Below are 20,787 nucleotides of genomic sequence, written 5' to 3'. Positions count from 1 at the left end.
GCGTTCGCGGCGATGACCGAAACGCCCCCGCCCCCGCCTCCCCTCCCGGGCCCTCCCGCCGAGCGCGCCCGGCTCGCCGACGGCATCCGCTTCGCCTTCGGCACCCTGACCGTGCTGCCCGCCCGGATCACCCGCTGGGACCGGCCCGCCGCGCGCACGGGCATGGCCTGCGCCCCGCTCGCCGGACTGGTCGTGGGTCTGCTGGCCGCCGCGCTGGGCAGCGCGTTCCTGCTGCTCGGGGTGGGTCCGGTGCTCGCCGCCGTGGTGACGGTGGCGGTTCCGGCCGCCCTCACCCGCGGCCTGCACCTCGACGGGCTGGCGGACACGGCGGACGGCCTCGGCAGCGCCAAGCCCGCCGAGGACGCGCTGCGCATCATGAAGCAGTCCGACATCGGCCCGTTCGGGGTCATCGCGATCGTCGTCCTGATGCTGGCCCAGACCGCGGCGCTGTCCGAGCTCTACGGGGAGAGTTGGGTGCGCGGTGCCCTCGCGGCGGTCGTCGCGGCGACCGCGTCCCGGCTCGCCCTGACCCTGGCCTCACGCTCGGGCGTCCCGGCCGCCCGCCCCGAGGGCCTGGGCGCGGCGGTCGCGGGCGTGGTGCCCGTGCCGGCGGCCCTGGTGCTGGCGGCCGTGGTCACCGCGGCCGCCGCGGCCGCCGCCCTCCCGCTGGGGCCGGCCGCGGTGGTCCGCAGCGGGCTCGCCGTGGTGGCGGCCCTCGCCGTGGCCGAGGGGGTCCTGCGCCGCTGCACGGGCCGCTTCGGCGGGGTGACCGGCGACGTGTTCGGCGCGGTGGCGGAGTGCTCCGCCACCGCCGCCCTGGTCGTCCTCGCGCTGGGCTGAGCCCACCCGGGCACCCGCCGGTCCCGGGTCGCGGTCCGTCAGGGCCCGGTCAGCAGGTGCGGCGCCAGGGCCCGAGCTCGTACTTCTTCAGCAGCGAACCGAGCTTCAGGCGGCGGGACTCGGCGCAGAAGCGGGAGACCGGCAGCTCGTACTCGGCGTGGAAGACCGCCTTGCCGGCCCGGATGAAGGGGCTCAGGCGCCCGCACTCGCCGTACTGCGCGCACTGCTCGTTGACGGCGAAGTCGAAGTCCCCGACCAGCTGCGGGATCTGGTCCAGGTCGTTCTTCAGCCCCACGGCCAGGCCCCGGTCGTGGGCCAGCCCGGCGATCAGGCGGTTGTAGCGGAGCTGGTCGGCGGCGGTGAGCGGGAAGCCGGTGCGGTTGCGGTAGCCGTCCATGTTGTCCGGTTCGACCGCGTCGAAGCCCTTCTTGCGGCACATGTCGATCCGTTCGGCCATCAGGGGCTCCAGGACGCGGGTCTGCCGGATGTCGAGCCAGCGCTCGCCCTCCCAGCCGTTGCTGCGGCCCAGCACCTTCCGGGGGAAGTCGCCGGCGTCCGGCCGGAAATCCTCCCAGGCGCCCGTGGAGAGGTAGCAGATCACCTTGCGGCCCTTGCGGTGCAGCTCGGCCACGGTCTCCGCGGAGGTGGTGAAGCCGTCCACGTCGTAGACGGGCACGTCGACCGAGGTGTCGATCCGGCCGCTCAGCTGCCACTGCCAGGCGGTGCCCGGCCTGGGCTGCCAGCGCTCCGCCCGCGGCTTCCCGGCGTCCTCCTCCGCCGACGGTGGCGACGAGCAGGCGGCCAGCAGGAAGAGCAGCGGCAGGAGCAGCGCCAGCGGCCGCAGCGGCCCGGGGGCGTTCCTCATCCGGCGGCCTCCAGAGCGTGCGGCAGGGTGCCCCACGGGTGGGCGCCCGCACCGGGCACCGCGCAGTGCACGGCGGCGCCGCGCTCCAGGGCCAGTTCGGCCGTGGGGGCGCCGGCCGGCACGGCGTAGACGAGGTGGCAGAACCGCTCGGCGGGGTGGGCGGCCGTCCACTCCGGCACCACCGCCTCCCGGTACGCGTCCCACGGGCCCTCGAACGTCACCAGTAAATCGGCGAGTTCCGCGTACCCGGGGTGCGGGTGCGCCCCGTGGTTGAGCACGAGGGTGCGCGCGCCCGCGGCCCGCGCCGCCACCGACAGCCGCCGGTAGTGCGGCAGCAGCTCGCCCTCGGCCGCCGCCTGGTCGAGGAAGGCGCCGTCCGCGCCGTACCAGTCGCGGTAGCGCAGCAGGTCCCGGACGACGGCGCCGTGCGGGCGCCGGCCGTAGTCGGTGTCCGTGTACCCGAGGACCGGGACCCCGGCGTCGCGCAGCTGCCCCGAGACCGCGGCGAACCGCTCGTCGGGCGCGGCGCCGGGGCCGCTGGCGGGGTTGAGCACGACCGCGTACAGCCGGTCGGCCGCGCGGACCAGGGCCTCCCAGGCGTCGGGCCGGTCGGCGGGGTGCTCGTAGAGCGGCACCAGCAGCATGTCGTCCTTCGCTTCGCTTCCCACGGGGCTCCGGCCCCTCATCGGTGGGCCGTGGCACGGCCCAGCAGTACGCAGACCAGCGCGGACAGCGCCGCCGCCGCGGCCGCGGCCACCGCGAGCTGCACCAGCCGCGGGTGGCCGAAGCCGGTCAGGAACGCCACGCTCTGCACGGCCGCGGCCAGGGCGCACACCGACGCCGCCAGCCGGACCGCCCCGAAGGACTGGAGCAGCAGCCCCGTCCACATGACCGCGCCGAGCAGCAGCAGGGTGGCCAGCCGGATCCCGCCCAGCCCCGGGGCGCCGGGCCACAGCAGGGTGCCCGTGATGCCGAGGAGCAGCAGGACGGCGAGGTAGGCGGCCAGGCACTCGGCGAGGCGGGCGGCCATCAGCCGCCGGAACTCCCCCGGGGTCAGGGCCGCGCGCAGCCCGGCCAGGCTGCGGCTGCGGAAGCGGTGCAGGAGCCATTCGGCCGGGCCCATGCTGAGGGTGAGGGCCACCGCGGACGGCGCGGCCGCCGCAGCGGCCTGACCGCCCGCCAGCACCTCGCCCAGCGCCGCGTACAGCACGAGCACGCCGGTGCCGAGGCCGAACAGCCCGTACGGCAGGGAGTCCGTGAAGCGCGGCCCGCGCGGGACCGGCTCCTCCTCCCCGCTGCGCAGCACCCGCCAGCGGACCGCGCCGCCCGGGGCCCGGGCGGCGTGCCAGCCGCGGATCCGGTCCGCCGCGGCCCGTACGCCCTGCGCGACCGGGAGCTCCCGGACCGCCAGGGCGCACGCGGCGGCCAGCGACAGGACGAGCAGGGCGACGCGGACCGCCAGGGGCAGGCCGACGGCGAGCGCGACCAGTGAGCCGGCCGCCATCGGGGCCAGCGCGCAGAGCAGTTGCCGTTCCTTCCCCAGCACCAGCAGGACGGTGGCGGCGCCGACGTAGCAGGCCTGTCCGGCGGCGAAGGCCACCGGGAACGGCGGGCCGGGCACGGCGAGCGCGGCCGCCGCGCCGAGCAGGGCCCCGGCGGGGGCGCCGACGAGGAGCGTGCGCCCGGCTGCCCCGCGGTCGCCCAGGCCGAGGAAGGAGTACGCGCGGTGGGACAGGGTCTGGTCCCAGACCCAGCCGATGAGCGCCCCGGCCAGCAGGGTGAGGGTGCCCGAGGGCAGGCCGAGCCGGTCCGGGGGGCCGTCGAGCAGCGGGGCCCCCAGCACGTAGGCGAGGCCGGGCAGCGCGAAAACGATCCCGCGCAGCAGGCAGGCGGTCAGCGAGACCCGCCAGGGGTCGGGCACCCGGTCGGGTTCGGGGAAGGACCGCGGCACCTGTTCGTACAGCTCCTCGGCGAGCGAGAAGGAGTCGGCGCGGCCGTACGTGAGCCGGATGTGCTCGTCGGTCATGCCGTCGGACTCCAGGACCGCGGCGATCTCGTCTGGGTGCACGGCGGCGGCCACGAAGCCCTCCATCCGCAAGGTCAGTTCCTCCATGGGGTCGGCGGCCGCGGGGCCCGTCCTGCGGGGCCGCGGGATCTTCGGCAGCGTGTCGTCTCCGGAGCGGGCGCCGGGCAGCAGCCACAGGCCCCCGCTCACCACAGGCTCCCGTCGGCGGCGAGCTCCCGGTACCAGGGATCCGCCATCGTCCAGGCCTCGCGCTCGCGCGGCGGCTCCACCGGCGCCGGCCCCTGGGCCAGCTCGCGGTAGATGTGCCGGAAGCCGTCGACCGAGCGGTGCAGGGTGAACTTCTCGACCACGCGCTGCCGGGAGAGCCGGCCCAGCTCGGCGCGGCGGGCGTCGTCGCGCAGCAGCGCGAGCGTGGCGCGGGCCATCGTCTCGGGCTCGCGCGGCGGGACGACGAGTCCGGTGTCGCCGACGGCCTCGCGGACCCCGCCGACGTCCGTGGACACGGTGGTCCGGCCGCAGGACATCGCCTCGATGATGCTGAACGGGAAGCCCTCGCTGATGCTGGAGAGCATCACGATGCTGCCGGCCGCGTAGGCCCTGGCGACCTCGCTGATCCGGCCCTCGTACGTGATGCCGTCGGTGACGCCCAGTTCCGCGGCGAGCTTCTCCAGCCGGGTCCGGTAGTCCTCGCAGCCCGCCGGGACCGGGCCGAACAGCCGCAGCCGCAGCACCGGCAGCTCGGCCCGCATCAGGGCGTACGCGCGGATGAGGGTCTCCAGGTCCTTGATGGGATCGATCCGGCCGCACCAGCTGAGGGTGGGCACGTCGGGTTCGGCTCCGGCCTCGGGGAAGGCGTGCGGGTCGACGCCGTTGTAGACGGTGCGGATCCGGTCGGCCGGCGCCCCGCCGCGCTCTTCCCAGCGGCGGTTGTACTGGTTGCACGGGGTGATGAGGTCGGCCTGCCGGTAGCCCTCGGAGTTCAGCTCGCGGTAGAAGCCGAGCATGAGGGCCTTGACCGGCCAGCGCTGGGCGGCGCTGCGGTAGCCCAGGTAGCGCTCGCGCAGGTAGATGCCGTGCTCGGTGAGGAGGAACGGCACCCCGTCCAGGCTCTTGGCGGCGAGCGCGGGCAGCGTGGCCAGCCCGCTGCTGACGGCGTGGGCCACGCAGTCCTGCGGGATCCGCACGGCGAGCGGGCGCAGGGCGTGTTCCAGCAGGTCGGTGGCGGCCAGGGCATCGTGGACGGTGGGCCGCGCACCGGCGGTGGTCAGCCCGGGCCGGTTCCATACGGATATCAGGGTGCGCAGCACCGACTCGGAGCGCATGGCCGCCGAGAGCCGTCCGGCGCGGGCCAGTTCGGCGAGTTCGTAGAGCGCGGCCGAGAAGCGCTCGCCGCCGCACGCGTCCGCCGGGTCGAGCAGGGAGTGCAGGAAGCGCTCGTACGTCTCGGTGAAGCGGCGGTGCGCCCGGCCGCGGAGCGCGGCGCGGGAGGAGCGGTGCGGCGGCGGGCCCCAGAGCGGTACCGCGCTGTGCCGGTAGACGTTGCGCGGGAGCTCCCAGGTGACCGGTTCGCGGCCGTTGCCGGTGAGTGCGACGACGTTGAAGTCGACCTCCGGCATTCCGCGGACCAGCTGGTCGCACCAGGTGCTGACGCCCCCGTGGACGTGCGGATAGGTTCCTTCGGTGAGCATGGTGACATGACGCCCATGACTCATGCGGTGTGTCCCCCCAAGGACGTGAAAGGGGCCGGCGCCGGGTGGGTCCGGGCGCCGGCGGTGTGGTGCGGCGGTGGTGCGGGCGGGCCGGGCGGGCCGGTCAGCCCGGCAGGCGGAGCGTGACGGCCGACTGGAGCAGCTCGGGTGCGGTCCACGCCGAGCGGGCTCCCGCATAGGCGGTCCCGAAGGTGCCGGTGCCGAGGAGCAGCTGCTTGCGGGTGCCCTCGGGCGCGGTGACGGGCGCGCTGACGCCGGCGGGCGCCTTGACGGTGACCGTGGTGCCGATCCGGTACGCGGTGACCTTGCCCGCGGCGAGCGCCTTCTCCCAGGACGCGCGGCGGTCCAGCTCGATCCCGGTGTCCTTCTGACGCTGGCTCACCAGCGGGGCGCTGGCGGCGAACAGGGACTGGTAGGTACCGAGGATCTCGTCGAGCACCGGGTACAGGATCCGGTCCTCGGCCAGGTTCGACTGGTGCACGTAGTGCGGGCGCGGGTCGTTGGCGAGCACGTGCCGCAGGGCCGTGCGGGCCTCCTGCGGGACGATGTACGAGAGGTAGCCGGTCTCGGTGTCCAGCGGCTGGGGCAGGCAGGTGGAGGCCGGGTTGGACTCGCAGATCCCGCTGCCGCCGTCCTCGGTGCTGCTGTAGATCCAGTTGTACTCGTCGGCCATCTCGGCGCGGGTGCCGGTGTTGTAGTAGACGTTCATCGGGTGGCGCGGGACGGTCAGCGCGTTGCCGACGGGCCGCTGCGCGGGTTCGCGCGAGTTGTCGCTCGCGATCCAGCGGACGCCGTTGTCGGCGAGCGCCCCGGCGAGGTTGGGATTGTCCTGCGTCTGCTGCGGCAGCGTCTTCAGGCCCGAGTGCTCGCCGGTGACCAGTTCGGAGCGGTCCACGGAGATGCCCCTGGCGGTGGCCCAGTTGTGGTTGTCGCGGATCTGCGCGGAGATCTCGGGGCGGCTCATCCACTGGGTGGCGCCCTGGGCGTCCTTCGCGCAGGTCCACGGCACCGTGGCGGTGTCCTGGACGCAGCCGAGGAAGGGGTGGGTGTAGGTGTGGTTGATCCAGCGGTACTTGGCCCGGTCGGCCAGGAGCTGGGCGGTGAGGGGGTCGGTGCCCCCGTGCTCGGCCTTCCACTCCTCGCCCTGGCCGGCGTTGTAGACCATGTCGAGCGTGAAGCCCCTGGCCTGCTGCCACTGCGCCGCGTACTGGGCGTCGGCCGCGGTCATGCGGATGGCGGAACCTTCACTCTCGCCCCCCGCGCAGTCGTAGTCGCCGGGCGTGCAGTCCAGTTCGCTGTTCCAGCGGGCGTCGGGCGCGAAGACGTCGTCGACGTGCACCGCGAAATAGTTTCGGCTCTGGCCGAGGTGGACGCCCTGGGTGAGCCACTCGACGATCCCGCGGGCGAGCAGCCTGAACTGCCGCTGGTACTGGTTGTAGCCGAAGGTGACGACGAGCTCGGAGCGGCCGTCGTGGACGTACTCGCCGACCAGCGAGGCGCGCCCGGAGCCCACCGGGGCGTCCAGGAAGCTGGTGTACCCGGGGCGCGGCTTGCCCATGAAGCCGTAGCTCTCGGGGATGAGGGCGGAGTTGTCCTCGAAGGTGACCTGGCCGCCGAGGTAGGCGAACGGTCCGGCCTTCCCGGCGGGGGTGACGGCCGCCTCGGTGCCGTCGAGGGTGCCCGCGAAGCCGCCGTTGTCGGTGTACTCCAGCCCGACGCCCGGGTGGGCCCAGGTGTACGCGTCGACCTGGCGGACGCCGAACGCGCTCTCGTACGCGGCCAGGGCCGCCATCTCGGCGGATCCGGGGCCGAACGGATCCTCGTTGGGCAGCACGACGCCCTGGTACTTCGCGCGCGGCCGGCCGTCGACCGTGTCGCTGAGGAAGGCGGCGTCGATCACCGGCCGGCTCTCCTCCCCCAGTCCGACGCGCGTGTACGGCACCCCCGTGTCGCGCAGCTCGGCGGTGACGGCCCCGACGGCGCTGCCGCCGTCGTCGACGACGAGCACGCGCAGATCGATGCGCGGTGCGACGGCTTCTTCGGCGGCGTGCGCCGACGCCGGTACCGCCACCGAGACGAGCACCGCCGCGAGACATGCGGCGGCCGCCCGGTTCATCCGGTTCCTGTGGACCATCGTGGCCTTCCAGCCTTTCCCCCCGCAGCAGCCTGACCCCGGACGGCCGTGGGGGACCGAACGGGTGAGGCTCTGTGGAAATCGTGCAAAGGAACCCCGCGTCCCCTTGCGAGAGTGGCTCGAGTGTTACGGACCGGGTCCTGTGTAGGCGGCAAACCTGGAGCAGAGACCACAGATGGGTGAACCGGACGACGCGCAGGTCGAACAACCTCCCCAACCTTCGAGTGACGTGCGGGCGAGTCCGTGCGCGTAGGCTCATTTCTGGCAGCCGCCGGGCCCGAATACGATCGCGAGTGCGGCCGCCACCCTCACGGCCTTCACACACAATGGAAGCGAGACTTCACCACCGTGACTGCTCTGACTCTCAGCACTGCCGGCGCGGCGACGCTGCGCGCCGACGCCCTCGTCGTCGGCGTCGCTAAGGGCGCCAAGGGCCCCGTCGTCGCTCCCGGCGCCGAGGCCGTGGACAAGGCGTTCGACGGAAAGCTCGCCGCCGTCCTGGAGGCCCTGGGCTCCTCGGGCGCCGACGGCGAGGTCACCAAGCTGCCGGCCCCCGCCGGCCTCAAGGTCCCGGTCGTGCTGGCGGTCGGCCTCGGCTCCGTCCCGGAGAAGGACGAGTCGTACGACGAGGACGCGCTGCGCCGCGCCGCCGGCGCTGCCGCCCGCGCGCTGCACGGCACCAAGAAGGCCGCCTTCGCACTGCCGCTGGAGGACGCCTCCGCCGTCACCGCGGTCGCCGAGGGCGCGCTGCTCGGCGCGTACGCCTTCACCGCCTACCAGGGCGGCGAGAAGAAGGGCGCCAAGGGCGACAACGGCGTCAAGCAGCCGCTCGCCGAGATCGCCCTGCTGGGCGCCAAGCCCCGCGACAAGGAGCACAAGGCCGCTGCCGAGCGCGCCAAGATCGTCGCGAGCGAGGTCAACATCGCGCGCGACCTGATCAACACCCCGCCGAACGACCTCACCCCCGAGGCCTTCGCCGCCGTCGCCTCCGCGACCGCCAAGGAGATCGGCGTCAAGGTCCAGGTCCTGGACGAGAAGGCCCTGATCAAGGGCGGCTACGGCGGCATCATGGGCGTCGGCAAGGGCTCCGAGAACGGCCCGCGCCTGGTGAAGATCGCCTACACGCACGCCAAGGCGGAGAAGACCCTGGCCTTCGTCGGCAAGGGCATCACCTACGACTCGGGCGGCATCTCGCTCAAGCCGGCCGGCCACAACGAGACCATGAAGTGCGACATGTCCGGCGCGGCCGCCGTCTTCGCCGCCGTCGTCGCGGTCGCCAAGCTCGGCCTCGAGGTCAACGTCACCGGCTGGCTCGCGCTCGCCGAGAACATGCCCTCCGGCTCCGCCACCCGCCCCGGCGACGTGCTGCGCATGTACAGCGGCAAGACCGTCGAGGTCCTGAACACCGACGCCGAGGGCCGCCTCGTCCTGGGCGACGCGCTCACCCGCGCCTCCGAGGAGAACCCGGACGCGATCGTCGACGTCGCGACCCTGACCGGCGCGATGGTGCTGGCCCTGGGCAACCGCACGTTCGGCATCATGGCCAACGACGACGCCTTCCGCACCGCCATCCACGAGATCGCCGAGGAGGTCGGCGAGGCGTCCTGGCCGATGCCGCTCCCCGCCGACCTGCGCAAGGGCATGGACTCCCCCACCGCCGACATCGCCAACATGGGCGAGCGCATGGGCGGCGGCCTGGTGGCCGGGCTCTTCCTGCAGGAGTTCGTCGGCGAGGGCATCACCTGGGCCCACCTCGACATCGCCGGCCCCGCCTTCCACGAGGGTGCGCCGTACGGCTACACCCCCAAGGGCGGCACCGGCTCCGCGGTCCGCACCCTGGTCCGGCTCGCCGAGCGCACCGCCACCGGCGACCTGGGCTGACGTACCGGGATCCGGCACGGCCGCGGCCCCGGACCGCACCCCGGTCCGGGGCCGTGGCCGTCGCCGTTCACCCTCGACGAAATCCGCAGCTCCCTACGCGGCGGTAACCGCCGGTCACGGCGGAACCGCCCGCTGCACCCCGGGCCCGGCGTCCCGCGTTCCCTCGACAAATGCGAAGATGGGTTCTCGGCAGGACAGGGCCCCCACCACAGGGCCGAAGAAACAGCGGCCGAATACCAGCCGCCGCCCGGTCACAGAGGACCGGTGCCCGGCGCACATGCATGGAGGACGTGACGTGGCGAACGACGCCAGCACCGTTTTCGACCTAGTGATCCTCGGCGGTGGCAGTGGCGGTTACGCCGCGGCGCTGCGCGCCTCCCAGCTGGGTCTGGACGTTGCCCTGATCGAGAAGAACAAGCTCGGCGGCACCTGCCTGCACAACGGCTGCATCCCCACGAAGGCTCTGCTGCACGCGGGCGAGGTCGCGGACCAGGCTCGCGAGGCCGGCCAGTTCGGTGTCAAGACCTCCTTCGAGGGCATCGACATCGCGGGTGTCCACAAGTACAAGGACGAGGTCATCTCGGGCCTGTACAAGGGCCTGCAGGGCCTGGTCGCCTCCCGCAAGGTGACCTACATCGAGGGTGAGGGCCGCCTCTCCTCCCCGACTTCCGTCGACGTGAACGGCCGGCGCATCCAGGGCCGCCACGTCCTGCTGGCGACCGGCTCCGTGCCGAAGTCGCTGCCGGGCCTGAACATCGACGGCAACCGCATCATCTCCTCGGACCACGCGCTGGTCCTGGACCGCGTGCCCGAGTCCGCGATCATCCTGGGCGGCGGCGTCATCGGCGTCGAGTTCGCCTCGGCGTGGAAGTCCTTCGGCACCGACGTCACCGTCATCGAGGGCCTCAAGCACCTCGTCCCGGTCGAGGACGAGAACAGCTCGAAGCTCCTGGAGCGCGCGTTCCGCAAGCGCGGCATCAAGTTCAACCTCGGCACCTTCTTCGACAAGGCCGAGTACACCGAGAACGGCGTCCGCGTCACGCTGGCGGACGGCAAGACCTTCGAGGCCGAGGTGCTGCTGGTCGCGATCGGCCGCGGGCCGGTCTCCCAGGGCCTGGGCTACGAGGAGCAGGGCGTCGCGATGGACCGCGGCTACGTCCTCGTCGACGAGTACATGCAGACCAACGTCCCCACCATCTCGGCCGTCGGCGACCTCGTCCCGACCCTGCAGCTGGCGCACGTCGGCTTCGCCGAGGGCATCCTGGTCGCGGAGCGCCTGGCCGGTCTCAAGACCGTCCCGATCGACTACGACGGCGTGCCGCGCGTGACGTACTGCCACCCCGAGGTCGCCTCCGTCGGCATCACCGAGGCCAAGGCCAAGGAGATCTACGGTGCGGACAAGGTCGTCGCCCTGAAGTACAACCTGGCGGGCAACGGCAAGAGCAAGATCCTGAAGACCGCGGGCGAGATCAAGCTCGTCCAGGTCAAGGACGGTGCCGTGGTCGGCGTCCACATGGTCGGTGACCGGATGGGCGAGCAGGTCGGCGAGGCCCAGCTGATCTACAACTGGGAGGCTCTGCCGGCCGAGGTCGCGCAGCTCATCCACGCGCACCCCACGCAGAACGAGGCGCTCGGCGAGGCCCACCTGGCCCTGGCCGGCAAGCCCCTGCACTCCCACGACTAGCAGTCACGGGCGCGACGACCACTTCCGCACCATTCGTAAGGAGCAACTGAAACCATGGCGGTTTCCGTAACCCTTCCGGCGCTCGGTGAGAGCGTCACAGAGGGCACTGTCACCCGCTGGCTGAAGGCCGAGGGCGAGCGCGTCGAGGCCGACGAGCCGCTGCTCGAGGTGTCGACCGACAAGGTCGACACCGAGATCCCGGCCCCTGCCTCCGGCATTCTGGCGTCCATCAAGGTCGCCGAGGACGAGACGGTCGAGGTCGGCGCCGAGCTGGCCATCATCGACGACGGCACCGGTGGCGCCGAGGCCCCTGCGGCCCCGGCCGCCGAGACGGTCGTGATCGAGGCTCCGGCCCCGGTCGCCGAGGCCCCGGCCGCCGCTCCGGCGCCCGTCGCCGAGGCTCCGGCTCCGGCTGCCGCCGCCCCCGCCGCCTCCGGCACCGACGTCGTGCTGCCCGCCCTGGGCGAGTCCGTCACCGAGGGCACGGTCACCCGCTGGCTGAAGCAGGTCGGCGAGAGCATCGAGGCCGACGAGCCGCTGCTCGAGGTCTCCACCGACAAGGTCGACACCGAGATCCCCGCGCCGGTTTCCGGCACGCTCCTGGAGATCCTGGTCGGCGAGGACGAGACCGCCGAGGTCGGCGCCCGTCTCGCCGTGATCGGCGCCGCCGGTGCCGCTCCCGCCGCTGCCCCGGCTCCGGCCGCCCCGGCCCCGGCTGCCGCTCCGGCCCCGGCTGCCGCTCCGGCCCCCGTGGCCGCCCCGGCGCCCGCTCCGGCCGCCGCCCCCGCGGCTCCGGCGCCCGTTGCCGCCCCGGCCCCGGTCACCGCTCCGGCGCCCGTTGCCGCCCCGGCTCCGGTTGCCGCTCCGGCCCCGGTCGCTCCGGCCGCCCCCGCCGCTCCGGTCCCCGCCGGTGACGAGGGCGCGTACGTGACCCCGCTGGTGCGCAAGCTCGCCACGGAGTCCGGCGTCAACCTGTCGCAGGTCCAGGGCACCGGCGTCGGTGGCCGCATCCGCAAGCAGGACGTCATCGCCGCGGCCGAGGCCGCCAAGGCCGTCGCGCCGGCTCCGGCCGCCGCCGCTGCCCCGGCCGCCCCGAAGGCCGCAGAGGTGTCCCCGCTGCGCGGCCAGACGGTCAAGATGACCCGGATGCGCAAGGTCATCGGCGACAACATGATGAAGGCCCTGCACTCGCAGGCGCAGCTGACCTCCGTGGTCGAGGTGGACATCACCAAGATCATGAAGCTGCGCGGGAAGGCCAAGGACTCGTTCCTGGCCCGTGAGGGCGTCAAGCTCTCCCCGATGCCGTTCTTCGTCAAGGCCGCTGCCCAGGCGCTGAAGGCCCACCCGGTCGTCAACGCCCGGATCAACGAGGACGAGGGCACCATCACCTACTTCGACTCGGAGAACATCGGCATCGCCGTGGACTCCGAGAAGGGCCTGATGACCCCGGTCATCAAGGGTGCGGGCGACCTCAACCTGGCCGGCATCTCCAAGGCCACGGCCGACCTGGCGGGCAAGGTCCGCGGCAACAAGATCACCCCGGACGAGCTCTCCGGCGCGACCTTCACGATCAGCAACACCGGCTCGCGCGGTGCGCTGTTCGACACGGTCATCGTGCCGCCGAACCAGGTCGCGATCCTGGGCATCGGTGCCACCGTCAAGCGTCCCGTGGTCATCAACCACCCGGACCTGGGCGAGACCATCGCCGTGCGCGACATGACCTACCTGTCGCTCTCCTACGACCACCGCCTGGTGGACGGCGCCGACGCCGCCCGCTACCTGACGGCGGTCAAGGCGATCCTCGAGGCCGGCGAGTTCGAGGTCGAACTGGGCCTCTGACCGGCCCCGTTGTAACGAGCCTCACCTCAGACGCCCCCGCCCGGAGCATTTCCGGGCGGGGGCGCCGCCGTATTCTCTACGCTCAGGCCCACAACCTGTCCGTGCGCAACCCAGGAGTTGAAGCCCCGATGATCACCCCACCCGTGGTGCACTCGCTGCGCGAGCAGATCCGCGAGCACATCGTGGAGGGGATCGTCAGCGGCCGCTGGAAGCCCGGGGAGCGGATCGTGGAGCGCCGGATCGCCACCGAGCTGGGGTTCAGCCAGACGCCCGTACGCGAAGCCCTGCGCGAGCTGGAGACGCTGCGGCTGATCGAGTCGGCCCCCAACAAGGGCGTCCGGGTGCGCAACCTGACCGCCGCCGACCTGGAGGAGATCTACCCGGTACGGGCGGGTCTGGAGCAGATCGCGGCGGAGCTCGCCGCACCCCGGCTGGCCACGGACAGCGGCCTGCTGGACAGCCTGCTGGAGCCGCACGTCATCGCCCTGCGCGATGCCGACCGCACCGAGGACAGCACGGCGCAGGTGCGGCACACGGTGGCCTTCCACCGGGCGATGGTCGGGGCCGCGGGCAACAGTGTCCTGCTGCACACCTGGGAGAGCCTGGGCATCGAGGTGTTCACGGCGCTGTCGATCCGGTGGCTGGGAACCGTCCAGAAGGCCTTCGCAGAGGAGCACGAGATGCTGGTCGAGGCGTTCCGGCGGAACGACCCCGAGATCGGTCTGCTGGTGAGACGGCACGTGCTCGGATGTGCACCGCGCGCCTGAGCGTGCCCGACTTGTCCGGATATCAAGTGGCACTGCGTGCCCTGTTCAGCGGCACGCAATGCCGACTTTGGCCATTCGGCCTTTTTTTCGCCACTTTCCTTTGATCGATCATCGATCAGGGATTTACAGTCGTTCGCGGACCTCAACCAGGTCCGTCTGCCCTGTCCTGCCCGTCAGGGACCTTTCTTCACCCGCTCCCCAGTCCGGAAGGCGGCGCACACCGATGTCCGACCCCGTAGCAAAGCTTCCGAGCGAGCTCGACCAGCTCCCGGACCGCGACACCGAAGAGACCGCCGAATGGGCGCAGTCTCTCGACGCCGTCGCCAAGGCCGCCGGCACCCGGCGGGCCGAGTACCTGCTGCGCCGTACGCTCCAGCACGCCGAGGCTGCCGGGCTCGCCCTGCCGAAGCTCCTGGAGACGGACTACGTCAACACCATCCCCACCGCCGCGGAGCCGGAGTTCCCCGGTGACGAGGCGATGGAGGCCAGGATCACCGCGTGGAACCGCTGGAACGCGGCCGCGATGGTCACCCGCGGCTCCAAGTACGGCGTCGGCGGCCACATAGCCACCTTCGCCTCGGCGGCCTGGCTGTACGAGACCGGCTTCCAGCACTTCTTCCGGGGCAAGGAGGCCGACGGCTCGGGCGACCAGCTCTACATCCAGGGCCACGCCTCCCCCGGCATCTACGCCCGCGCGTTCCTCGACGGGCGCGTCTCCGAGCAGCAGCTCGACAACTTCCGGCAGGAGTCCGGCGGCAACGGCCTGCCCTCCTACCCGCACCCGCGGCGCCTGCCCTGGCTGTGGGAGTTCCCCACGGTCTCCATGGGCCTCGGCCCGCTCTCCGCGATCTACCAGGCGCGCTTCAACCGCTACCTGCAGAACCGGAACATCAAGGACACCGCCAACTCGCACGTCTGGGCCTTCCTGGGCGACGGCGAGATGGACGAGCCCGAGTCGACCGCCGCCCTCGCGCTGGCGTCGCGCGAGCAGCTCGACAACCTGACCTTCGTCATCAACTGCAACCTGCAGCGCCTCGACGGTCCGGTCCGCGCCAACTTCCGCGTGGTCCAGGAGCTGGAAGCGCAGTTCCGCGGCGCCGGCTGGAACGTCATCAAGACGCTGTGGGGCTCCGCCTGGGACGAGCTGTTCCAGCTCGACACCACGGGCGCCCTGGTCCGCCGCATCCGCGAGGTCCCGGACGCGCAGTTCCAGACGTACGCGACCCGCGACGTGGCCTACATCCGCCAGCACTTCTTCGGCGTCAACGCCGAGCTCGTGCAGCTGGCGGGCGTGCTCTCCGACGCGAAGATCGCCGAGTGCTTCCACACCTCGCGCGGCGGCCACGAGCCCCGCAAGGTCTACGCCGCGTACAAGGCCGCCCTCGCACACAAGGGTGCGCCGACGGTCATCCTGGCGCAGACCGTCAAGGGCCACACGCTGGGTGCCGGGTTCGAGTCGAAGAACGCGAACCACCAGATGAAGAAGCTGACGATCGACGAGTTCAAGGACATGCGCGACCTCCTTGACCTCCCGATCCCGGACAGCGCCTTCGCCGACGGCGTCGTGCCCTACGGCCACCCGGGTGCGGACTCCCCCGAGGTGCGCTACCTCCACGAGCGCCGCGCGGCCCTCGGCGGCCCGGCCCCGGCCCGCAAGGTCCACCACGTGGCCCTGCCGGCTCCGGCGGACCGTTCCTTCGCCCCGCTGCTCAAGGGTTCCGGCAAGCAGGAGATGGCCACCACCATGGCCTTCGTCCGCCTGGTCAAGGACCTGATGCGGGACAAGGAGACCGGCAAGCGCTGGGTTCCGATCGTCCCCGACGAGGCCCGTACGTTCGGCATGGAGTCGCTCTTCCCGTCGGCCGGCATCTACTCGCCGCTGGGCCAGACGTACGAGCCGGTCGACCGCGACCAGCTGATGTACTACAAGGAAGCCAAGGACGGCCAGATCCTCAACGAGGGGATCACCGAGGCCGGCGCCATGGCCGACTTCATCGCCGCCTGCACGTCGTACGCGACGCACGGCGAGCCGATGATCCCGTTCTACATCTTCTACTCGATGTTCGGCTGGCAGCGCACCGCCGACCAGATGTGGCAGCTCGCCGACCAGCTCGGCAAGGGCTTCATCGTCGGCGCCACCGCCGGCCGCACCACCCTGACCGGTGAGGGCCTCCAGCACGCGGACGGCCACTCGCACCTGATCGCGTCCACGAACCCGGCGTCGCTCAACTACGACCCGGCCTTCGCGTACGAGATCGCGGTGATCGTCAAGGACGGTCTGCGCCGGATGTACGGCGAGACGCCGGAAGACGTCTTCTACTACCTGACGGTCTACAACGAGCCGAAGGTGCAGCCCGCGATGCCCGAGGGCGTCGAGGAAGGCATCGTCAAGGGCCTGTACCGCTTCAACACGGCGGCGGACCTCGCCGAGGCGGCCCCGGCCGCCGACGCCCCGAAGATCCAGCTGATGGCCTCGGGCACCGCGATCCACTGGATCCTGGAGGCCCAGCGGCTGCTGGCCGCCGACTGGAACGTCGCCGCCGACGTGTGGTCGGCCACCTCGTGGGGCGAGCTGCGCCGCGACGCGCTGGAGTGCGACGAGGCCCTGCTCCGCGGCGAGGTGCGCACCCCGTACGTCACCCAGGCCCTCGAGGGCGCGCCCGGCCCGGTGCTGGCCGTCTCCGACTGGATGCGCCAGGTGCCGGACCAGATCAGCCAGTGGGTGGAGCAGGACTACACCTCGCTCGGGACGGACGGCTTCGGCCTCTCCGACACCCGTGACGGCGCCCGCCGCCACTTCGGTGTCGACGCGCAGTCGATCGTGGTCGCCGCGCTGGCCCAGCTCGCCCGCCGCGGCGAGGTCCCGGCCTCCGCGGTCAAGGAGGCCCGGGAGCGCTACGGCCTGTAGGCCCGGCATCCGGACGCACCGAAGCCCCTCGCCGCATCGCGCGGCGGGGGGCTTCGGCCTTTCCGGGGGCTCCGCGGGCCGGAAGACCCTCAGCGGTAGTCGTCCGCGGAGCGGTCCGCGCCGCCGCGTTCGACCTCCTCGATGTAGGCCCAGGCATCCGGACGGCTGCCGTCCGCATCGGTGAATCCGTACGTGCGGGCCAGCCGGCCGCTGGAGAGCGACTGCCCGTTCCAGCGGGCCACGTCCGGGTCGGCGGCCAGGGCGGCGACGGCGCGGGCGACGAACTGCGGGGACTCGGAGACCGCGAAGCCGGGGACCTTGGCGACGGCGTCGCGCCAGTTCGCCTCCGTCACCCCGAAGGTGTCGAGCATCTGCTCGGAGCGCAGCCAGCCGGGGGTGACGGACACGGCCGTGCAGCCGGTGCCTTCGAGGTCGTGGGCGAGGGTGCGGGCCATCCGGATGGGGCCGTTCTTGGCCAGGTCGTAGAAGAAGTTCTCGCGGAAGCGGTCGTTCGTCTCGGCGGTCCCGTCGGTGATCTCGACGACCAGTCCCCCCGGGTTCCGGATCAGCAGCGGCAGGGCGTACCAGCTGGTGATGATGTGGCTCTTCACGCCGAGTTCGAGCATCCGCAGGCCGCGGTCGAGCTCCGTCTCCCACATCTTCTTCCCGAAGACCACCAGGTGCTCGCCGCCCCAGAGGTCGTTGACGAGGACGTCGAGGCGCCCGCGGTCCGCGTCGATCCGCTCGACGACCGCCCGTACCTGCGCGCGATCGAGGTGGTCGGCGACCAGGGCGATGCCCTCGCCGCCCGCGGCCGTGACCAGTTCGGCGGTCTCCTCGATCGTCTCCGTGGCCCGGCCGACCTCGCTGGCGCGCTCCCGGCTGGTCCGCCCGGTGACGTAGACGGTCGCGCCCGCCGCGCCCAGCCCGACGGCGATGGCCCGCCCTGCGCCCCGGGTGGCTCCGGCCACCAGGGCCGTCTTTCCGCTCAGGTTTCCCATACGACGGATTCTCGCGGTGGCGGGGCACCCCTGCACCCGTGATGCTGGACGCTGTGATGGACGAGACGGAATTCTGGGAGATCGTCGACAGCACCCGCGAGGCCGCCGAGGGCGACCCCGAGGAACAGGCCGACCTGCTCGTCGAACGCCTCGCGCAGCTCGATCCGGACTCCGTCCTGGACTTCGCCCGGCACTTCGAGTCCCGGTACAACCGGGCGTACACGTGGGACCTGTGGGGAGCGGCCTGGGTGCTGCTCGACGGGGCGAGCGACGACGCCTTCGACTACTTCCGCTGCTGGCTGATCGGGCAGGGCCGCGAGGTGTTCGAGGGCGGGGTGCACGACCCGGACCACCTGGCGGAGCTCCTCGGCGAGTTCGACGAGGAGATCGACGGCGACGGCGAGGAGCTCGGGTACGCGGCCGACGAGGCGTACGAGCAGCTCACCGGCGCGGTGGCGCCGGACCTGGGGGTGCCGCTGCAGGCGGCCGAGCCGGAGGGCGCCCCGCTGGACTTCGAGAACGAATCCGTGCTCGCGGAGCGCTTCCCCCGGCTCTGGGACCGTTTCCGGTCATAGTGGTGCGCGGGCGCGCACCGGTCAGTGGTGGGTGCCGCCGTCGATGCGGATCTCCGTGCCGGTGATGAAGGCGCCGTCCTCCGAGCCGAGCATCGCGACGACTCCGGCGACGGTCTGCGGGCCCGCGAAGCCCTGGCCGATGGCCGGGGCGAGCTTGGCGAACAGCGACCAGTCGGTGTCCTCGGGCAGGCCGGGGCCGTTGCCGGTGGTCATGCCGCTCTCGATGGAGCCGGGCGCGACGCAGACGGCGCGCAGGCCCTGCTTGCTGTACTCGGCGGCCAGGGAGTGGGTCATGGACTGGATGCCGCCCTTGGAGGCCGCGTACGCCGCCATGTAGGGGTGGGCGAAGGAGGCCGACGTCGAGCTGAAGTTCACGATGACGGGCCTGTCGCCCCCGAGCAGGGCCGGGAGGGATTCGCGGATCATGAGGAACGTGCCGGTCAGGTTGACCGAGATGACCGTGTTCCACAGCTCCAGGGTGGTCTTGTGGGTGTGCTCAGAGCGCAGGATGCCGGCGGCGTTGACGAGCACGTCCAGGCCGCCGCCGAGCGCGCCGACGGCGGCCGCGACGCCCTCCCGGACGGCGCTCTCGTCGGAGATGTCGAGCGGGGCGCAGGTCAGCCGGTCCGCGGTGCCGTCGGCGGCGGCCCGCTCGGCGGTGGCCTTCAGGCCGCTCTCGCTGACGTCGACCGTGTGGACGCGGCCGCCTTCGGCGAGGATCCGGTGGACGGTGGCCTGGCCGATGCCCGAGCCGCCGCCGGTGATGAGGACGCGGCGGCCTTCGTAGCGGTTCATGTCGGTGTCTCCGTAGCTCTGCGGGATCGGGGGGCCTCGTGAGCGTACGAGAAGGTGACACGTTTTGCCAGAGTGACAATTCGTGCAGACGTGCGTCGGGCTGGCGTACCCTGCGGAGGTGAGATCGCCCCGCCCGTACTCCCCCAGCACCGCCCCCGGTCCCAAGTCCCTGACCGAGCGGCGCAAGGCCGCGACCCAGCTCGACATCGCGCGGGCCGCGTGCGCGCTGTTCGCCGAGCACGGCCCGGACGGCACCACGGCCGAGGACATCGCGCGCAGCGCCGGCGTGGCGCTGCGCACGTTCTACCGCTACTTCCGCAGCAAGCAGGACGCGGTCGCCCCGCTGCTGTCGGGCGGCGGCGACGCCTGGCGGGCCCTGCTGGCGGCCGAGGAGCCGGGCGTGCCGCTGCGGGAGGCCGTCGAGCGGGCGGTGGTCCGCTCGCTGGACGTGCCGCCCGAGAGCCGGGAGGGCCTCGAGTGGACCCGCGGGCTGCTGCGCGCGGCCCAGGACGACCCTGCGCTGCGGGCAGTCTGGTACCGGGTCAACCAGGACTCCGAGGAGCAGCTGGTGCCGATCCTGGCCCGGCTCGCGGGCCCGGAGGCCGATCCGCTGGAGGTCCGCCTGCTGGCCGCGGCCGCGACGGACGCGATCCGGGTGGCGCTGGAGGTCTGGTCGGCCACGGACGCACCGCTGTCGGGGCCGGGATCGCCGGCGGAGGTGGCCGTGCGCTGCCTCGCGGAGCTCACCTCCGGCATGCGCATCCTCGGCGCCGCCGGCCCGTCCTGAGACCGCCGGGCGACCGGCGCTTGACCCTCACACCGTGTCAGGCGGTGGACTCGGAGACGTCATGTTCACCATCGGAGACTTCGCCAGGCACGGCCGCGTCTCGGTCCGGATGCTGCGTCACTACGACGCGACCGGGCTGCTGCACCCCGCACGTGTCGACCCCGCCACCGGCTACCGGTACTACGAGGGGGCCCAGCTGGCCCGCCTCAACCGCGTCATCGCGCTCAAGGACCTGGGCTTCACGCTCCAACAGGTCCGCGAGATCCTCGACGACCGGGTGGACGCCGAGCAGCTGCGCGGCATGCTGCGGCTGCGGCAGGCCGAGCTGGAGGCCGCCATGACGGCGGCCGCGGCCCGGCTGGTGCAGGTCGAGGCGAGGCTCCGGTCCATCGAGAGCGAGGGGCGCATGCCCAGCAACGACGTCGTTCTGAAGAACCTCCCGGCGGTCCGGGTGGCCGAGCTCACCGCGACGGCCGAGAGCTTCGAGCCGCACCACATCGGCCCGGTGATCGGCCCGCTGTACGACGAGCTGTTCCGGCGCCTGGGCGCGGCGGGGATCTCCCCGTCCGGGCCGGGGGTCGCGTACTACGAGGACGCCCCGGAGGGCGGCGGCGCGATCACCGTGCACGCCGCCGTCGAGGTCGCTGCCCCGCTGCAGGAGGGCGAGCTGCGCGTGCACGTCCTGCCGCCGGTGGAGCAGGCGGCCACCATCGTGCACCGCGGCTCGATGGACACGGTGCTCCCGACCGCGCAGACCCTGGCCCGCTGGGTCGACGGCCACGGGTACCGCGAGGCCGGCTACCCCCGCGAGGTCAGCCTGGAGTGCCCCGCGGACCGCGAGCAGTGGGTGACCGAGCTCCAGGCGCCGGTCAGGGCGGCCTGACCGCCGTGGGGGGGGGGGGGGGGGGGGGGGGGGGGGCGCCGACCGCGGACGCCCCTAGGGGGGTTGGTGGGGTTTGCGGGGGGTGGGTGGGCC

General features: G+C 72.8%; 16 protein-coding genes. 9 read left to right on the top strand and 7 right to left on the bottom strand.

Annotation, left to right across the window (positions count from 1 at the left end):
- The first annotated feature begins 12 nt into the window (after positions 1–12).
- The gene (locus ACZ7H1_RS16860; RefSeq protein WP_470787394.1) at positions 13–840 is read left to right on the top strand and encodes an adenosylcobinamide-GDP ribazoletransferase; all 828 of its coding nucleotides are present in this window, start codon (positions 13–15) and stop codon (positions 838–840) included.
- A gap of 49 nt (positions 841–889) precedes the next feature.
- On the opposite strand, the gene ACZ7H1_RS16855 is transcribed toward ACZ7H1_RS16860, so the two are convergent.
- The 5 genes from ACZ7H1_RS16855 to ACZ7H1_RS16835 form a co-directional block, all read right to left on the bottom strand.
- A complete protein-coding gene (locus ACZ7H1_RS16855; RefSeq protein WP_470787392.1) occupies positions 890–1,705 on the bottom strand; it encodes an endo alpha-1,4 polygalactosaminidase in 816 nt (271 codons plus the stop codon).
- Positions 1,702–2,349, bottom strand: a complete 648-nt coding sequence (locus tag ACZ7H1_RS16850) for a spherulation-specific family 4 protein (RefSeq protein WP_470787625.1) — start codon at positions 2,347–2,349, stop codon at positions 1,702–1,704. Before ACZ7H1_RS16850 ends, ACZ7H1_RS16855 begins: the two co-directional genes overlap by 4 nt.
- A 38-nt stretch (positions 2,350–2,387) precedes the next feature.
- Complete coding sequence (locus ACZ7H1_RS16845; RefSeq protein ID WP_470787390.1) at positions 2,388–3,920, bottom strand: hypothetical protein; 1,533 nt, start codon at positions 3,918–3,920, stop codon at positions 2,388–2,390.
- Positions 3,917–5,443 carry a GT4 family glycosyltransferase PelF gene (pelF, locus tag ACZ7H1_RS16840; RefSeq protein WP_470787388.1) on the bottom strand — a complete coding sequence of 509 codons (1,527 nt, stop codon included), beginning with the start codon at positions 5,441–5,443 and terminating at the stop codon, positions 3,917–3,919. The genes ACZ7H1_RS16845 and pelF overlap by 4 nt, the downstream gene beginning before the upstream one ends.
- Before the next feature lie 100 nt (positions 5,444–5,543).
- Positions 5,544–7,574 (bottom strand): hypothetical protein, encoded by a 2,031-nt coding sequence (locus ACZ7H1_RS16835; protein ID WP_470787387.1) that lies wholly within the window; start codon positions 7,572–7,574, stop codon positions 5,544–5,546.
- A gap of 348 nt (positions 7,575–7,922) precedes the next feature.
- Here ACZ7H1_RS16835 and ACZ7H1_RS16830 point away from each other — a divergent pair, with 348 nt between their 5' ends.
- The 5 genes from ACZ7H1_RS16830 to aceE all read left to right on the top strand — a co-directional run bounded on the left by ACZ7H1_RS16830 (position 7,923) and on the right by aceE (position 16,653).
- A complete protein-coding gene (locus tag ACZ7H1_RS16830; RefSeq protein ID WP_470787386.1) occupies positions 7,923–9,455 on the top strand; it encodes a leucyl aminopeptidase in 1,533 nt (510 codons plus the stop codon).
- Positions 9,456–9,750: 295 nt separating this feature from the next.
- Positions 9,751–11,139, top strand: coding sequence for a dihydrolipoyl dehydrogenase (gene lpdA, locus ACZ7H1_RS16825; RefSeq protein ID WP_470787385.1), 1,389 nt, complete (start codon positions 9,751–9,753; stop codon positions 11,137–11,139).
- A 54-nt stretch (positions 11,140–11,193) separates the two neighbouring features.
- Entirely contained in the window at positions 11,194–12,978 is a 1,785-nt protein-coding gene (gene sucB / locus ACZ7H1_RS16820) for a 2-oxoglutarate dehydrogenase, E2 component, dihydrolipoamide succinyltransferase (RefSeq protein WP_470787384.1), read from the top strand.
- 131 nt (positions 12,979–13,109) lie between these two features.
- Positions 13,110–13,745: a GntR family transcriptional regulator gene (locus tag ACZ7H1_RS16815; protein ID WP_470787623.1), complete on the top strand. Its 636-nt coding sequence runs from the start codon at positions 13,110–13,112 to the stop codon at positions 13,743–13,745.
- A 223-nt stretch (positions 13,746–13,968) separates the two neighbouring features.
- Positions 13,969–16,653 carry a pyruvate dehydrogenase (acetyl-transferring), homodimeric type gene (aceE, locus tag ACZ7H1_RS16810; protein WP_470787382.1) on the top strand — a complete coding sequence of 895 codons (2,685 nt, stop codon included), beginning with the start codon at positions 13,969–13,971 and terminating at the stop codon, positions 16,651–16,653.
- Positions 16,654–16,742: 89 nt separating this feature from the next.
- Here aceE and ACZ7H1_RS16805 read toward each other — a convergent pair whose 3' ends face one another.
- The gene (locus ACZ7H1_RS16805; RefSeq protein WP_470787380.1) at positions 16,743–17,654 is read right to left on the bottom strand and encodes an SDR family oxidoreductase; all 912 of its coding nucleotides are present in this window, start codon (positions 17,652–17,654) and stop codon (positions 16,743–16,745) included.
- Between the two features lie 56 nt (positions 17,655–17,710).
- Here ACZ7H1_RS16805 and ACZ7H1_RS16800 point away from each other — a divergent pair, with 56 nt between their 5' ends.
- Positions 17,711–18,229 carry a DUF4240 domain-containing protein gene (locus ACZ7H1_RS16800; protein WP_470787378.1) on the top strand — a complete coding sequence of 173 codons (519 nt, stop codon included), beginning with the start codon at positions 17,711–17,713 and terminating at the stop codon, positions 18,227–18,229.
- Positions 18,230–18,250: 21 nt separating this feature from the next.
- Here ACZ7H1_RS16800 and ACZ7H1_RS16795 read toward each other — a convergent pair whose 3' ends face one another.
- Positions 18,251–19,024 (bottom strand): SDR family NAD(P)-dependent oxidoreductase, encoded by a 774-nt coding sequence (locus ACZ7H1_RS16795; protein WP_470787377.1) that lies wholly within the window; start codon positions 19,022–19,024, stop codon positions 18,251–18,253.
- 118 nt (positions 19,025–19,142) lie between these two features.
- Between ACZ7H1_RS16795 and ACZ7H1_RS16790 the strand changes: the two genes are divergently transcribed.
- Both ACZ7H1_RS16790 and ACZ7H1_RS16785 read left to right on the top strand, forming a co-directional pair.
- On the top strand, positions 19,143–19,811 hold the full coding sequence (locus tag ACZ7H1_RS16790) for a TetR family transcriptional regulator (RefSeq protein ID WP_470787375.1): 669 nt from the start codon (positions 19,143–19,145) through the stop codon (positions 19,809–19,811).
- 61 nt (positions 19,812–19,872) lie between these two features.
- Positions 19,873–20,694, top strand: coding sequence for a MerR family transcriptional regulator (locus tag ACZ7H1_RS16785; protein ID WP_470787374.1), 822 nt, complete (start codon positions 19,873–19,875; stop codon positions 20,692–20,694).
- The last annotated feature ends 93 nt before the right edge of the window (positions 20,695–20,787 follow it).

The sequence above is a fragment of the Streptomyces sp. NPDC037401 genome (assembly GCF_055602345.1).
The sequence above is the reverse complement of the archived record's forward strand: the minus strand, read 5'-3'. Positions and strand labels throughout refer to the sequence as shown.